12 protein-coding genes and 3 pseudogenes are annotated in these 14587 nt (G+C 69.3%); 12 read left to right on the top strand and 3 right to left on the bottom strand.

The window, feature by feature from the left end; translation table 11 throughout:
• The first annotated feature begins 76 nt into the window (after window positions 1-76).
• The 5 genes and pseudogenes from RMT89_RS33645 to RMT89_RS33625 form a co-directional block, all read left to right on the top strand.
• The gene (locus RMT89_RS33645; RefSeq protein ID WP_315887532.1) at window positions 77-964 is read left to right on the top strand and encodes a carbohydrate ABC transporter permease; all 888 of its coding nucleotides are present in this window, start codon (window positions 77-79) and stop codon (window positions 962-964) included.
• 47 nt (window positions 965-1011) lie between these two features.
• Window positions 1012-2061, top strand: a pseudogene (locus tag RMT89_RS33640) (beta-galactosidase); the annotation flags it as partial.
• A 79-nt stretch (window positions 2062-2140) separates the two neighbouring features.
• Window positions 2141-2335 (top strand): hypothetical protein, encoded by a 195-nt coding sequence (locus RMT89_RS33635; RefSeq protein WP_315887531.1) that lies wholly within the window; start codon window positions 2141-2143, stop codon window positions 2333-2335.
• Between the two features lie 83 nt (window positions 2336-2418).
• Window positions 2419-3945: an ISKra4 family transposase gene (locus RMT89_RS33630; RefSeq protein ID WP_315887530.1), complete on the top strand. Its 1527-nt coding sequence runs from the start codon at window positions 2419-2421 to the stop codon at window positions 3943-3945.
• Window positions 3924-4964 (top strand): annotated as a pseudogene (locus tag RMT89_RS33625) (beta-galactosidase trimerization domain-containing protein); the annotation flags it as partial. The gene RMT89_RS33630 and the pseudogene RMT89_RS33625, both read left to right, overlap by 22 nt.
• Window positions 4965-5324: 360 nt before the next feature.
• Here the strand turns inward: RMT89_RS33625 and RMT89_RS33620 are convergent.
• A pseudogene (locus RMT89_RS33620) lies at window positions 5325-5605 on the bottom strand (aldolase); the annotation flags it as partial.
• A 438-nt stretch (window positions 5606-6043) separates the two neighbouring features.
• On the opposite strand from RMT89_RS33620, the gene RMT89_RS33615 reads away from it, so the two are divergent.
• From RMT89_RS33615 to RMT89_RS33605, 3 genes are read left to right on the top strand one after another with little or no spacing between them, the layout of a single operon-like run.
• Window positions 6044-7114 (top strand): aromatic ring-hydroxylating dioxygenase subunit alpha, encoded by a 1071-nt coding sequence (locus RMT89_RS33615; RefSeq protein WP_315887529.1) that lies wholly within the window; start codon window positions 6044-6046, stop codon window positions 7112-7114.
• Window positions 7111-7290, top strand: coding sequence for a hypothetical protein (locus tag RMT89_RS33610; RefSeq protein WP_315887528.1), 180 nt, complete (start codon window positions 7111-7113; stop codon window positions 7288-7290). Before RMT89_RS33615 ends, RMT89_RS33610 begins: the two co-directional genes overlap by 4 nt.
• On the top strand, window positions 7287-8210 hold the full coding sequence (locus tag RMT89_RS33605; protein ID WP_315887527.1) for a PDR/VanB family oxidoreductase: 924 nt from the start codon (window positions 7287-7289) through the stop codon (window positions 8208-8210). Before RMT89_RS33610 ends, RMT89_RS33605 begins: the two co-directional genes overlap by 4 nt.
• Here RMT89_RS33605 and RMT89_RS33600 read toward each other — a convergent pair.
• Complete coding sequence (locus tag RMT89_RS33600) at window positions 8161-8976, bottom strand: IclR family transcriptional regulator C-terminal domain-containing protein (protein WP_315887526.1); 816 nt, start codon at window positions 8974-8976, stop codon at window positions 8161-8163. The genes RMT89_RS33605 and RMT89_RS33600 overlap by 50 nt on opposite strands.
• 159 nt (window positions 8977-9135) lie before the next feature.
• Here RMT89_RS33600 and RMT89_RS33595 point away from each other — a divergent pair, with 159 nt between their 5' ends.
• The 4 genes from RMT89_RS33595 to RMT89_RS33580 are packed head-to-tail and all read left to right on the top strand — an operon-like array spanning window position 9136 to window position 12477.
• Entirely contained in the window at window positions 9136-10107 is a 972-nt protein-coding gene (locus RMT89_RS33595) for an ABC transporter substrate-binding protein (protein WP_315887525.1), read from the top strand.
• Window positions 10104-10877 carry an ABC transporter permease gene (locus RMT89_RS33590; protein WP_315887524.1) on the top strand — a complete coding sequence of 258 codons (774 nt, stop codon included), beginning with the start codon at window positions 10104-10106 and terminating at the stop codon, window positions 10875-10877. The genes RMT89_RS33595 and RMT89_RS33590 overlap by 4 nt, the downstream gene beginning before the upstream one ends.
• Window positions 10874-11653: an ABC transporter permease subunit gene (locus tag RMT89_RS33585; protein WP_315887523.1), complete on the top strand. Its 780-nt coding sequence runs from the start codon at window positions 10874-10876 to the stop codon at window positions 11651-11653. The genes RMT89_RS33590 and RMT89_RS33585 overlap by 4 nt, the downstream gene beginning before the upstream one ends.
• A 20-nt stretch (window positions 11654-11673) precedes the next feature.
• On the top strand, window positions 11674-12477 hold the full coding sequence (locus tag RMT89_RS33580) for an ABC transporter ATP-binding protein (RefSeq protein ID WP_315887522.1): 804 nt from the start codon (window positions 11674-11676) through the stop codon (window positions 12475-12477).
• Here the strand turns inward: RMT89_RS33580 and RMT89_RS33575 are convergent.
• Window positions 12446-14581, bottom strand: a complete 2136-nt coding sequence (locus tag RMT89_RS33575) for a discoidin domain-containing protein (RefSeq protein ID WP_315887521.1) — start codon at window positions 14579-14581, stop codon at window positions 12446-12448. The genes RMT89_RS33580 and RMT89_RS33575 overlap by 32 nt on opposite strands.
• Between the last annotated feature and the right edge of the window lie 6 nt (window positions 14582-14587).

The raw sequence follows: 14587 nt of genomic DNA, 5'->3' as shown, positions 1-14587 counted from the left end.
CATGCTGATGTCACGGCGCCTGGCGGGCACGAAGGACGCCAAACACCGGAAATGATCAGTTTGTTCACGGGCTCTAATGAGCACCGACACCGTCGCGCTGAAGAAGCGCGCCCCCATCCGCCCCGCCCGGGTCCTGCTGCACCTCTTCCTCGCCGGCGCGGCGCTGGCGTGGCTAGCGCCGCTGCTGTGGGCGGTCTACTCGGCGATGCGGCCGTACGCGGAGACGAGCGAGAAGGGATACGTGTCCTGGCCGGACACGCTGAACTTCGACAACTTCACGAACGCGTTCACGCAGTCGGACATGTCGCACTACTTCGTCAACACGGTGATCATCGCCGTCCCGGCGGTCCTGTTGACGCTCTTCCTGTCGTCGATGGTCGCCTTCTACGTGAGCCGCTTCGACTTCCGCCTCAACCTCGCGCTGCTGCTGGTCTTCACGGCGGGCAACCTGCTCCCGCAGCAGGTCATCATCACCCCGCTGTACCGCCTGTACCTGCTGATCGACCTGCCCGGCATCACCATGTCCGGCAAGCTCTACGACTCCGCGCTCGGCCTGGTCCTGATCCACGTGGCGTTCCAGTCCGGCTTCTGCGCCTTCGTGCTCGCCAACTACATGCGCTCGCTCCCGCACGAACTGACCGAGGCCGCCCTCGTCGACGGCGCCTCCGTCTGGCGCCTGTACTGGCAGATCGTGCTGCCGCTGTGCAAGCCCGCGATGGCGGCTCTGGCGACGTTGCTCTCCATCTGGATCTACAACGACTTCTTCTGGGCGCTGGTCCTGATCTCCACCGGCGACAACATGCCCATCACCTCGGCCCTGAACAACCTGTCCGGCCAGTACTTCACCGATCCCAACCTGGTCGCCGCCGGCGCCCTGCTCACCGCGATCCCCACGCTGATCGTGTACTTCGCGCTGCAGCGGCAGTTCGTCAGCGGCCTCACGCTGGGCGCCAACAAGGGCTGATCCGGTTCCACTTGCCCCTCCCCTACACCCCTCCCGGAGCACCACCAGTGAGTACCGCACGCCGTCTTCGCATTCCCGGAATCGCCTACGGGGGTGACTACAACCCCGAGCAGTGGCCCGAGGAGGTCTGGGCCGAGGACATGCGCCTGATGCGCGAGGCCGGGGTGACCATGGTCAGCGTCGGCATCTTCTCCTGGGCGCTGCTCGAACCTTCCGAAGGCGTCTACGACTTCGCCCGCATGGACAAGATCCTCGACCTGCTCCACGAGAACGGCATCGCCGCCGACGTGGCGACACCGACGGCGGCACCACCGGCCTGGTTCTTCCAGGCCTACCCGGAGGCGCTGCCGGTCGACCGAGACGGCAGGAGACTGTCGTACGGCAGCCGCCAGACCTTCTGCCCGTCCAGCCCCGCCTACCGCCGAGCAGCGCTGCGGATCGCCGGAGCGCTCGCCGAGCGCTACGCCGACCACCCGGCCGTCGCCATGTGGCACGTGCACAACGAGTACGGCTGCCACAACGACGCCTGCTACTGCGACACCAGCGCCGCAGCCTTCCGCACTTGGCTGCGCGCCCGCTACGGCGACGACCTGGACGCCCTCAACCACGCCTGGGGCACCACGTTCTGGTCCCAGTGGTACTACGCGTGGGACCAGATCCTGCCGCCCCGCGCCACTGCGGCTCCCCCGAACCCCACCCACCAGCTCGACTGGCGCCGCTTCTGCTCCGACGAACTGCTCTCCCTGTGCACGGCAGAACGCGAGGTACTGCGCCGGGCCGCTCCGGATACCCCGGCGACCACAAACTTCCTGGTTCTGCGCACCATCGACGCCCTCGACTACTGGCGCTGGGCACCGGAGCTGGACATCCTCTCCAACGACCACTACCTGCTGTCCGACGACCCGGAGGCCGAGGTCGACATCGCCCTCCACGGCGACCTGATGCGCTCGCTCGCGGGCGGCCCGTGGTTCCTCATGGAGCACTCCACCGGCGCCGTCAACTGGCAGCCCGTCAACCGCGCCAAACGGCCCGGGGAAATGCGGCGCAACGCACTCGCACACGTCGCCCACGGCGCCGACGGCATCGCGTTCTTCCAAGGGTGCGGCTCGGCTCGTGGGAAGTGCTGATCTGCACGTTCGCTGATGCGGGCTGTGGCCGGATGTGTACCGGGACATCGTGGAGATCGTCGCGGATGCGACGAAGCCGATGCAGGCCAAGCAGATCGTGCCGAGGATCGGGCTGCCGGCAGTCACGGCGAAGATCGAGGGGACGCGGGGAAAGCTGAAGCGGCTGGTCGAACGGGGCTGGCTGAGCGAGGAGCGTCCGGGGCTGTTCGCCCTGGCCCACCCGGTCGGCACCAAGGCCGGGTGAACGGCTTCAACTGCCGGAACGATAAAGGCTCTTCTTTCTACTGTCGAAGGTGCCAACCAGTACGACGCAGAAAGAAGAGCGCGATGGAACCGTACGACGCCCTCGTCGCCATCGAGGTGTTCGAGGCTGCAACCAGGGCCTTCGACTGCCTGAAGGACGACTTGGCCTCCCCGGACGCGGATGCGATGGCACACCACCAGCTGGAGGAGCTGATCGCCTCGCGCGGGCGTGAGCTGCAGCGGCTGCTGCTCCAGGCCCGTCTTGATCTGCGGGCCCGCCGCGAACGGGAGGCGAAGACGCAGGCGGGAGTGGTCCTTGGTGCGGACGGCCAGGTGCGCCGCTATCGGGAGTGCGGACACCGGCGGGAGTTGGCCTGCGTGTTCGGCACGGTCACCGTGGAGCGGTGCGCCTGGCGGGGCAGGAAGATGAGCTGTGTCCATCCGGCTGATGCCGCGCTGTCGCTGCCGGCGGGACGGCACAGCCACGGACTGCTCCGTCTGGCGGTGACCGAGGCGGTCCGTGGTTCCTACGACCAGGCCAGGGCCGCGATCGAGGACCGGTGCGGGAAAGTCCTGGGCAAGCGGCAGGCACAGGGCCTGGTGGTCACCGCCGCGAGCGACATCGACGCCTTCTACCGGAACAAGGTGCCGCTGCCCGCGACCGCGGACACCCTGCTGGTCATCCAGGCCGACGGCAAGGGCATCCCCATGCGGCCCGAAGCGTTACGGCCGGCCACACTCAAGAACCTGAACAACGCACGGCGGGCGATGCGCACCCGGCTCGCCCCGGGCGAGAAACCCAACCGGAAACGCATGGCCACCCTGGCCTGCGTCTTCGACGCGGCCCCGGCCGTGCGCCGACCGCACGACATCATCGCCCCACCCGAGGGACGCAGCGACCGGCGCACCCGGCGACCGGGCCCGAAAGCGAAGGCGAAGTGGCTCACCGCCTCGGTCACCGAGGCGCCCGAGAACGTGATCGCCGCCGCGTTCGAGCAGGCCGAGGCCCGCGATGCGGGCCACCACCGGCCCTGGATCGTGCTGGTCGACGGCGCCCGCCACCAACTAGACCTGATCCGCACCGAAGCCGCCCGCCGCCAGGTGGCAGTGCACGTCCTGCTCGACTTCGTCCACGTGACCGAGTACGCATGGGGTGCCGCGCACGCCTTCCACCCCGTGGGCACCCCCGAGGCCGAAACCTGGGTCGCCGGCCACCTCACCACCATCCTCCACGGACAGGCCGCCCGCGCCGCCGCCGAGATCACCGAACAAGCCGACAAGGCCGGCCTCGCCGGCGCGAAACGCGAGGCCGCCGACAAGTGCGTCCGCTACCTCACCGGCCACCTCGACCAGCTCCACTACGACACCGCCCTCGCCAAGGGCTGGCCGATCGCCACCGGCGCGATAGAAGGAGCATGCAGGCATCTCATCGGCGACCGCCTCGACGTGACAGGCGCCCGCTGGGGTCTGGCCGGAGCCGAGGCCGTCCTCAAGCTCCGCGCGGTCAAGGACAACGACGACCTCGACACCTACCTGGACTTCCACCTCGCCCGCGAACACGAACGCCTCTACCCCACCCCCGACCAGCACAACTACAAACTCACAGCCTGACAGACGTTCTTCCCAGAGCGAGAGCTACACCCTTCTTCCAATGGCGGGCGGCCAAGGCCGGCGCCGAGCAGTGGCACTCGGCGATGCTGCCGCACGCCGGCACCGACAGCCAGATCTGGCGTGACGTCGTCCAACTGGGCACAGACCTAAGAACGTTGGCCGAAGTGCGGGACTCCACCAGCACGGCGCAGGTGGCGATCGTGTGGGACTGGGACGCCCGCTGGGCCCTGGAACTGCCCTCCCAGCCCAGCGGCGAACTGCGCTACCAGGACCTGGTACGGGACTGGTACACACCCCTGTGGCGGGCAGGCGTCGCCGTCGACTTCGTACGCCCCGACGACCCCGAACTCGACCGCTACAAACTCGTCCTGGCACCCTCGCTGTACCTGGTCACAGAGGCAGCCGCGGCGAACCTCGCCCGGTTCACCGAGCGCGGCGGCACGCTGGCCCTCGGCTTCCACAGCGGCATGGTCGACGAGAACGCACATGTGTACCTGGGCGGCTATCCCGGCGCGTTCCGCCAGGTCCTCGGCATGGTCACCGACGAACTCTTCCCCCTCCTGCCGGGCGAGGCGACCGGCCTGACCGGCGACGTGGCGTCGGGCGCCACGGCCGACCTGTGGTCGGAACGCATCCGGCTCACCGGCGCACAGGCCGTCGCCTCCTACGCAGACGGCCCACTGGCCGGCCACCCTGCCGTCACCCGCCACCGGCACGGCGACGGCACCGCCTGGTATCTGGGCACCCACCCCGACCAGGACACGCTCGCCGCCCTGCTCGACCGCATCCGTCAGGACGCCGGCGTCACACCGGAGCAGGACGCACCCGCCGGGATCGAGGTCGTCCGGCGCCGCGGCGCGCAGGCCGACTACCTGTTCCTCATCGACCACACCGGAAAGGGCGCCGAAGCACCTGCCGAAGGCATCGAACTCCTCACCGGCACACCGGTCACCGGAACCGTCCCGATCCCTCCCGGAGGTGTCGTCGTCGTCCGGGAACCGCACCGCACCGCGTCCTGACGCCGGGTAAGAAGCCACCGTCAGCGTTTGGCCGACGGTGCTCGACTCCCTGGGCTTCGATGACGGCCTGGCCTCCCGCAACCACGAGAAGCTCGACAGCCTCGTAGGCAAGCTCACGGCGGAGGGCATCACAGACACGGCGTTCGCCCGGGCGAACGCCGTGTCTGTCGGGCCCGGAGCGGTGCGACACCGATCCCTCGGCGACACCCGCCGCCAGCAAGCTCCGCACGGCCTCGACCTCGCTCGCACCAGGCACTTCCTACATCAGCGGCAGCTCGTCCTCGGAGGCGATGAGCAGGTCGGTATGGGCCAGGAGCGGCCGTAGGGCCGTGCGCGCCTGGCCGGAAGTCCACAGTGTTGTCACGGACTCTCCCCCGCGGCGACCTTGCGGAACTCTGCCGCGCGGGTGCGAAGTTGGTCCAGGTCGCCGCCGTCGCCGCGTCCCCGACGAGGGGCGAGCCGACACCGACCGCGAGCGCTCCCCGGGCGAGGTAGTCGCGGGCGGCCTGTGCGTCCACGCCGCCGACGGGCACGAAGGGCACCTCGGGGAAGGGGTCGCGGAGAGCCTTCAGATAGCCGGGGCCGCCGAGGGAGCCGGGGAAGAGTTTGATCGCGTCGGCGCCCCATGCGAGGGCGGGTTCTGCAGCCACTCACGCGACCCCGGCGCGATGACGTCTGATCATGCTATTGACCTGCAACAAACCAACCAACGGGGCAAATGGAAGGCGATTCGACCCGGATTCGCCCCCGCCCCCCTCCCATCACGGCACCGACCAGCTTTGATCTGCACCTATCCAAGTTCTGCCGCTATACCAGTCGTATGCCGCCAAAGAATCGCCACTGATGCACAAATAAGGTCACACCTCGCAAATCATTGATCACGGACCAACACCGGTCGGCTGCCCAAGCCAAGACGTGGCTGCCACCCTCCTTGCCGGCGGGCATCGACACCACGCCCCGCGCCCCGCCTCTCACCAGGCGCTTTCCGGCTGGCCTTCCGTGACACGGAAGCCTTCTTGCGCACCCCCGGGGCCCATCCCGACGATGTCGCCACGACCCAAAGACGGGAGCCCAACGCCATGCCGCACACCACCGCCTTCGCCAGGAACCAGTGGTACGTCGCCGCCTACAGCCACGAGGTGGGGCGCGAGTTGCTCGGACGGACGATTCTCGGGGAGCCGCTCGTGTTCTATCGCAGCGAGGAGGACGGGACGCCCGTCGCGCTGCACGACCGGTGTGTGCATCGCCGGTACCCGCTGTCCGAGGCGCCGACGCGGCTCGACGGGGACCGGATCGTCTGTGGGTACCACGGGTTCACGTACGACACGACCGGTACGTGTGTGTATGTGCCGGGGCAGAAACGCGTACCGCGCACCGCCCGCGTCGCCTCCTACCCCGTCGTCGAGCAGGACTCGCTGGTGTGGGTGTGGATCGGCGACCCCGCCCTCGCCGATCCGCAGGCCGTCCCCCGGGCCCGGCATCTCGACTCTCCCGGCTGGACCACCGTCCGTGGCATGGAGCCCATCGACTGCGACTACGGCCTCCTCGTCGACAACCTTCTCGACCTCTCCCACGAGACCTATCTGCACGGCGGTTACATCGGCACCCCGGAGGTCGCCGAGACGCCGATCACCACGGAGGTCGACGAGGGGGCCGGGATCGTGCGGGTGAGCCGGCACATGGACGATGCCGAATGTCCGCCGTTCTACGCCAAGCCGACCGGTATCAACGGCCGGATCATGCGCTGGCAGGACATCGAGTACCACGCCCCCTGTCTCTACCTCCTGCACAGCAGGGTGGCCCCGGTCGGCGTCGTGCCCGAGGCCGACGGAAGCGATCCGGGCGGCTTCCACACCGAGATCACGTACGCCATCACCCCGTCCGCCGACGGCAAGGTGTACGACTTCTGGGCGGTCTCCCGGGACTGGGCGACGGACGACGACGAGGTCACCGAGTTCCTGCGCGGCAACAACCACACGGTCGTGATGCAGGACGTCACCGCGCTCAACCTGCTCCAGCGCACGCTCGGCACCGAGCGCCACGGCTACCAGGAGCTCAGCATCAACATCGACACCGGCGGCCTGGCCGCCCGCCGTATCCTCGCCCGGCTGGTCGAGGAGGGCGACAAGCCCGTGGAGAAGGTCCTGTGACAGCACCGACCGGCGAGATCTACCGCGTCGACTGGCTGCCGGGCACCGACGTCCTGCACGGCACCTGTCACTGCGGCGCCCAGCACACCGCCGAGGACCCCGTAAAGATGTGGGAGTGGATGCTCGGCCACCCCGAAGGGCACTTCGAGGGGCACTTCGAGGGGCCCGACTCATGATCGAACTCGTCGTCCAGCAGCGGCAGTTCGTGGCCCCCGACGTCCTCGGACTCACCCTCCGGCATCCCCTCGGCGAGCCCCTGCCCGACTGGGAACCCGGCGCCCACGTCGACCTCGTCCTCGGGCCCGACCTGGAACGGCAGTACTCCCTCTGCAGCGACCCCGCCGACCGCACCGCCTGGCGGATCGCGGTGCTGCGGGAACCGGAGGGGCGGGGTGGATCCACCTTCGTCCACGAGGAGTTGGGGCAGGGCGACAAGGTCCGCGTGCGCGGACCGCGCAATCACTTCGCCCTCCACCCCGCCCCCCGCTACCGCTTCATCGCGGGCGGCATCGGCATCACCCCGATCCTGCCCATGCTGGCCGCCGCCGAAGCGGCGGGTGCGGAGTGGTCACTTCTGTACGGCGGTCGCAGCCGCGCCTCCATGGCCTTCACCGGGGAACTCCGGGGGTACGGCGACCGCGTGACCCTCGCCCCGCAGGACGAGACCGGTCTGCTGGACCTGGCGCCCGTCCTCGAGGACCTTCCCGACGGCACCCTTGTCTACTGCTGCGGCCCGGGTCCGCTCCTGGACGCCGTGGAAGCACTCAGCCCCGCCGGATCCCTCCACATCGAGCGGTTCCAGCCGAAGGAGCAACCGGCCGGAACGGACGGCGAGTTCGAGGTCGTTCTCGCCCGGAGCGGCCGTACGCTCACCGTTCCGCCCGGCGTCTCCGTGCTCGACAGCGTGCGCGCCGCCGGTGTCGAGGTGCTGTACTCCTGCACCGAGGGCACCTGCGGGACGTGTGAGACCGATGTCGTCGAGGGCGTCCCCGACCATCGCGACTCGGTCCTCACCGACGCCGAGCGGGAAGCCGGGGAAACGATGCTCATCTGTGTGTCCCGGTGCCGGGGGAAGCGGCTCGTGCTGGACCTGTGATCCTCAGGTCGGCCTCGATCCGGGCGACGGTGTCCAGCAGCGGCGGCAGCAGATCACGGCGCACGGACTCCAGGGAGTTGCGGCCGGCGTGCACCGCGATGTTCACCGCCGCCGTCACCTCGCCGCCCCGGTCCCGCACCGGGGCGGCGACCGAACGGAGCCCTAGCTCCAGCTCCTGGTCGACGATCGCGTACCCCTGCCGGCGCACCCTGCGCAGCTCGGCCCGCAAGGCGTCCGGCGCGACCATCGTGCGCGGGGTCAGCGGGCTCAAGTCCGCCCGCGCCAGCCGGGTTTCGATCTCCTCCTCCGTCAGCTGCGCGAGGATCACCCGGCCGACAGAGGTCACGTGCGCCGGGAAGCGGGTGCCCACCGTGATGGACGCGGTCATGATCCGGCTGGTCGGCACCCGGGCCACGTAGACGACGTCGTCGCCGTCGAGTACGCACAGGGACGACGACTCCCGTACCTGGCCCACGAGTTGCTCCAGATGCGGTTCGGCGAGCTCGGGCAGCGTGAAGCTGGAGAGGTAGGAGTAGCCGAGTTCCAGTACACGCGGTGTGAGCCGGAACTGGCGTCCGTCCTGGTGGACATAGCCGAGGTCGACCAGGGTCAGCAGCAGCCGGCGCGCGGCGGCACGGGTCAGTTGGCAGTCGCGGGCGACCTCGCTGAGTGTGCGGGTGGGGTGCTCGGCGTCGAAGGAGCGGATGACGGCGAGGCCGTGCGCGAAGGAGTTCACGAAGTGGCGTCCGCGGTCCGGCTCGGGCATCATCGCCTCCTGGCATGTCAACAATTTTGTCAGCGAAACCGGCGGGACTGGTTGACCCGATCGGTACGGGGCTCTGCCTTCCCGCTGAGCACGCTTGAGCACTACTGTGCGGTCAGCGCACAGCCTGTCGGAACACCCGTTGTCTGCACAGGAGGGGTCATGCGTCGTCTGCTCGCCGCTGTCGCGGCCGGCACCTTTCTGTTCGCCGTGACGGCCTGCGGCTCGTCCGACGACGGTGATTCGTCGGACGGGGAGGGCTCGTCCGGCGGTGTCACGACGGTCACCGTGGGACTCATCCCCATCGTCGACGTCGCGCCCCTCTACCTCGGCCAGGAGAAGGGCTTCTACGAGAAGCAGGGCCTGAAGCTGAAGTTGACGACCGCTCAGGGCGGCGCGGCGATCGTGCCGGCCGTGGTCAGCGGGCAGTACCAGTTCGGGTTCAGCAACATGACCTCGCTGATGATCGCCCAGTCCAACAACGTTCCCGTGCAGGCCATCGCCAACGGGATCGCGTCAACGGGCGAGGACGGCAAGGACTTCGGCGGGCTCACCGTGAAGAACGACAGCGCGGTGAAGTCGCCGAAGGACCTGGAGGGCAAGAAGGTCGCCGTCAACACGCTGAAGAACATCAACGAGACCGCGGTACGCGAGTCGGTGCGCAAGGCGGGCGGCGACCCGGACAAGGTGCAGTTCGTCGAGCTGGCCTTCGACCAGATGCCCGCCGCCCTCGACGCCGGGCAGATCGACGCGGCGATGGCGGTCGAGCCGGCGCTCGCCACGATCAAGAGCCAGGGCGGCCGTGAGATCGCCTCGTCCCTGGTCGACGTGGCCCCCGACCTCACGGTGGCGATGTACTTCACCTCCACGCAGTACGCGCAGGAGAACCCGGGGCTGGTGAAGAAGTTCCAGGACGCCACCGCCGAGTCCCTCGCCTACGCCGACACCCACCCCGACGAGGTGCGCCAGATCGTCACGACGTACACCAAGATCCCGCCCGCGGTGCTGGAGCAGGTGACGCTGCCGAAGTGGCCGGCCGACGCGAACCGGGCCTCGATCGAGAAGCTGATGCAACTCGGTGAGGACGACGGCCTGTTCAAGACGACCCCGGACCTGGACAAGCTGCTGTCGTGAGGGGCCTGAACGCCGTACTCGGTGCGGCCGGGCTCGCGGTCTTCCTCGCCCTGGGCGAGGTGGTGCCGCGGCTCGGTCTGGTCAAGGAGGCGTACTTCCCGCCGACCAGCCGGATCGCCGAGGCGCTCTGGGACGAGGTGGCCGACTCCGCCTTCTGGACCGCGCTCGGCGACACCCTGACCGGCTGGGCGCTGGGCCTGATCCTGGCCTCCTGCGCGGGGATCGTGGCGGGCGTGGTGATCTCGGTGGTGCCGTATCTCCGCGAAGCCACCGCCTCCACCATCGAGTTCCTGCGCCCGATCCCCTCGGTCGCCCTGATCCCGCTCGCCGTGCTCCTGTACGGCACCGAACTGCGCTCGGTCCTCCTGCTGGTCGTGTACGCCTCGTTCTGGCAGGTGCTGATCCAGGTCCTCTACGGCGTCCAGGACGTCGACCCGGTCGCCGACGAGACGGCGCGGTCGTACGGTCTCGGCACCTGGGCGCGGATCCGGCATGTGCTGTGGCCGACCGCGCTGCCGTACGTCATGACCGGCGTCCGGCTGGCCGCCGCGGTGGCGCTGATCCTCGCCGTGACCGCCGAACTCGTCATCGGCGCACCGGGGTTGGGGGCGCGCATCGCGGTCGCACAGACCTCGCAGGCGGTGCCCGAGATGTACGCGCTGATCGTGGTCACCGGGCTGCTGGGACTGCTGATCAACGTGGGCGCGCGGACGGTGGAGCGACGGGCGCTGGCCTGGCACCAGTCGGTGCGCGGGGAGGTGGCGGTATGAGGCTGCTGCTTGTACGGACCGCCTTCGTGTTCGCCCTGCCTGCCGTTCTTGTCGCCGTGTGGTGGGTGGCGTCCGACAGCAGTACGGACGTGTACTGGCCGCCCCTGCGGACGATCCTGGAGACCTTCCCGGACGTCTGGACCGGCGACCGCCTCAAGGACGACGTCCTGCCCAGCGTGCTGCGGCTGACCGGCGGTTACGCGCTCGCGGCCGTGGTGGGCGTCGGGCTCGGCACGGTCATCGGCTCCTACCGGCGGGTGCGGGCGGTGTGCGAGCCGGTGCTGGAGTTCCTGCGCGCGGTGCCGCCGCCGGTGCTGGTGCCGGTCATCATGCTGTTCGCGGGCATAGGCGACACCATGAAGATCACCGTGATCGCGAGCGGCTGTGTGTGGCCGATCCTGCTCAACACCGTCGAGGGCGTGCGCGCGGTCGACCCGGTGATGGCGGAGACGGCCCGCAGTTACGGCATCACGGGGGTCGCGCGGCTGCGGAAGGTGGTGCTGCGCTCGGCGAGTCCGCAGATCTTCGCGGGCCTGCGCCAGGCGCTGTCCATCGGCATCATCCTGATGGTCATCAGCGAGATGTTCGCCGCCAGCAACGGCCTCGGTTTCACCATCGTGCAGTTCCAGCGCAGCTTCGCGATCCCCGACATGTGGACGGGCATCCTGGTCCTCGGTCTGCTGGGGTTCCTGCTGTCCGTCGTCTTCCACCTCGTCGAACGGCGTGTCCTCGGCTGGTACCACGGCCTGCGCGCCTCCACCCGGCGGTCCTCGTGAACCTCCTGAAAGGGCAACCCATGCTCGACGTGCGCGGCCTGAAGAAGGTGTACGAGGGGTCCGGGCGCCGCGTCGAGGCGGTGCGCGATCTCACCTTCACCGTCGACGCGGGTGAACTCGTCTGTCTCGTGGGCCCGTCGGGCTGCGGCAAGACGACCCTCCTGAAGTGCATCGGCGGCCTGCTCGCGCCGACGGGCGGCGAGGTGCTGCTGGAGGGACGGAAGGTGACCGGGCCGCCGCCCGGGATGGCGTTCGTGTTCCAGGAGTACGGGCGCAGCCTCTTCCCGTGGATGCGGGTCGGCGAGAACGTCGAACTTCCGCTCATGCAGAAGGACTTGGACCGGACGCGGCGCCGGGAGCTGGTACGGGACGCGCTGGAGTCCGTAGGACTTTCCGATGCCACCAGCGCCTATCCCTGGCAGCTGTCCGGCGGTATGCAACAGCGCGTCGCCATCGCCCGGGCGCTGGCCTACGAACCGCGGGTGCTGCTGATGGACGAGCCCTTCGCGGCGGTCGACGCGCAGACCCGCGCCGATCTGGAGGACCTCGTACGGCGGTTGTGGCGGGAGCGGGGCATCACGATCCTGTTCGTCACCCATGACATCGACGAGGCGGTGTATCTGGGCGAGCGGGTGGTCGTGCTGTCCGCCTCCCCCACCGTCGTCCAGGAGCAGCTGAAGGTCGATCTGCCCGCCGAGCGGGACCAGTTGCACACGCGGGTGGCCCCGCGCTTCGCCGAGCTGCGGACCCATGTGTACGAGCAGATCCAGGCGGCGAAGCGCGGGGTGTCGGTCACGAAGTCAGATACGCCTCCACCTCACTGAACTGGGCCGCGGGCCAGCCCGTGTTGGCGGTCACCTGCAGGCGCAGATAGCGCACGCCGGTGCCGGGCAGGTCGACGGTGACCGTGTTCCCGGTGGCCGGGTCGAAGCGGTAGTCCCGGGAGGCGACCAGCGTGGAGTACCCGGAGCCGTCGGTGCTGCCCTGCACGGACAGTGTCTGGGTGCGGGCCTGCCAGGCGCTCTGCGCAGGCAGCTTCAGCACGAGACGCCGTACCGGCTCGATGGCGCCGAGGTCGACGGTCCAGCTCTGCGGGAAGGCGTGGTTGGCCGACTCCCAGTAGCTGTTCGCGTCGCCGTCGACCGCCTTGCCGGGCGTGTAGACGTCCTGCGATCCGGTGGCCGAGGCCGGGCGGCCCTTGGCGAGGTTGCGGCTCGGATCGGGGTCCGGGTTGCCCTGACCGGGCTGCGGCCAGGTCGAGCAGTCCGCCCAGACGCTGCTCCAGCCGGAGTTGCCGCCGCCGTCGGTCAGCGTGAACGTGCCGGAGCCCGACGGGTAGGGGCAGTTGTAGATCCCCGCGGCCCCCACGGCTGCCGCGGTGACGTTACGGAAGGTCGCGGCGCCCGGCGCCTCCGCCTGGACGACGACCGTACCGGTGTTGCGGACGGTCGCTCCCTCGACGGTGATGTTCTTCGCCGCGTACCCTCGCCCGCTGCCGGAGACGAACTCGAAGGCGCTGTACGGGCTGTCCGTGATCGTCGTGTTGGTGATCCGCACCTGTGCCTCGATGGCACTGTCGTAGGAGTCGACCCGCAGCGCGCCCATCGGGTGGTTCCAGTTGGGGTTCATCGCGCCGGTACGCACCAGCGTGTTGCCGTCGACGGTGATGGTGCCGGCCAGCGGTTGGAAGGGATCGAGGAACTTCTGGTTGGAGATCGCGATCCCGCTGCCCAGGGCGTTGGTGTCGGAGATCAGGTTGTTCCGGACGGTGATGTCGGTGCCGCCGTAGATCGCGATGCCGTTGGCGAGGTTCGGCTGGGTGATCGTGTTGTTCTCGAAGCTGCTGTTGGTGTCCGGGGCATACAGCGACCACATCGCGAGGGCGTCGTCGCCCAGGTTGCGCAGGAAGTTGTTGCGGACCTTCACTCCGCGGGCGTTGCCGTTGAGGTTGAGACCGTCGGCGGTCATGTCGAGGAAGCGGCTGTTCTCGACGACCAGGTTGTCGTTGTTGCCCATCAGCCAGAGGCCGACCTTGAGGTGCTGCAGCCACATGCCGGACACGCTGGAGTTCGGCCCCAGTGACCCGTTGACGAAGTTGTCCGGGTTGGCGTCGACGCGTTCGGTGACCTCGCCGATGACGGCGAAGTCCTTGATGTGGACGCCTCCCGATGAGCTGGACTGGTCGATGAAGCGGGAGCTGCGCACCACCGAGTACCAGTGCCCGGCGCCCTGGAGGGTGACGTTCTGGACGCCGCTCAGGGAGGACGTCAGCCGGTACTGACCCGGCGGGATCCAGACGACTCCCCCCTGGGCCGCGGAGATCGCGTCCCGGAAGGCCTGCGTGGAGTCGCCCTGGCCGGTGGGGTCGGCGCCCTTGGAGGTGACGGAGACCGAACCGGCGGGCTGCGCGGCCGGCCCGGCGGCCTGCTCGAAGTCGGCCACGTCGACGGTGACCTGGACCCCGCTCGCCTCGACCGCGACCTTGTCCCCGGCCTGGACGTTCTGGCCGAGCAGGAGCCGGGCGTTGTCGTAGAAGTGGTGGGTCTTGGCGCCCGGGATCCAGGGCGTGTCGACGTACGAGTACTTGGACGTCACCGGGATGGTCCGGTCGGTCCGGGTGCCGTTGACGTAGACGTTCAGCGAGCCGGACTGGCCGTCGGGGACGCTGTAGGCGACGTTCACGGTGTTGGCGGCGCGGGGCACCGTGAACTCGACGCGCTGGCCGGAGCCGAGCCGTACGGCCTGCCGGCCCGAGGCCTCGGAGGCGAGGGTGCCCTGGGTGTAGTCCGGGCCGATCTTCGTACCGGTGGTGGTGGCGGACTCCGCCTCGACCGAGGTGAAGGGGAGGGTGGCGCCCACGGCATGGGCCGTGGGGGCGGTGGCGGTGAGCAGGCCCGCCGCCAAGGCGGCGACCAGCGTGACTGGCATGAGCCT

Origin of the sequence: Streptomyces sp. P17 (genome assembly GCF_032436805.1) — a bacterium.
Taxonomy (GTDB): domain Bacteria; phylum Actinomycetota; class Actinomycetes; order Streptomycetales; family Streptomycetaceae; genus Streptomyces.
Note: the sequence above shows the minus strand (reverse complement) of the source record. Positions and strands in the feature narration are given on the sequence as shown.

Coding starts and splice junctions, on each gene's coding strand:
- RMT89_RS33645 (WP_315887532.1), top strand. CDS start 77: ATGAGCACCGACACCGTCGCGCTGAAGAAGCGCGCCCCCATCCGCCCC.
- RMT89_RS33630 (WP_315887530.1), top strand. CDS start 2,419: ATGGAACCGTACGACGCCCTCGTCGCCATCGAGGTGTTCGAGGCTGCA.
- RMT89_RS33615 (WP_315887529.1), top strand. CDS start 6,044: ATGCCGCACACCACCGCCTTCGCCAGGAACCAGTGGTACGTCGCCGCC.
- RMT89_RS33605 (WP_315887527.1), top strand. CDS start 7,287: ATGATCGAACTCGTCGTCCAGCAGCGGCAGTTCGTGGCCCCCGACGTC.
- RMT89_RS33600 (WP_315887526.1), bottom strand. CDS start 8,976: ATGCCCGAGCCGGACCGCGGACGCCACTTCGTGAACTCCTTCGCGCAC.
- RMT89_RS33595 (WP_315887525.1), top strand. CDS start 9,136: ATGCGTCGTCTGCTCGCCGCTGTCGCGGCCGGCACCTTTCTGTTCGCC.
- RMT89_RS33585 (WP_315887523.1), top strand. CDS start 10,874: ATGAGGCTGCTGCTTGTACGGACCGCCTTCGTGTTCGCCCTGCCTGCC.
- RMT89_RS33580 (WP_315887522.1), top strand. CDS start 11,674: ATGCTCGACGTGCGCGGCCTGAAGAAGGTGTACGAGGGGTCCGGGCGC.
- RMT89_RS33575 (WP_315887521.1), bottom strand. CDS start 14,581: ATGCCAGTCACGCTGGTCGCCGCCTTGGCGGCGGGCCTGCTCACCGCC.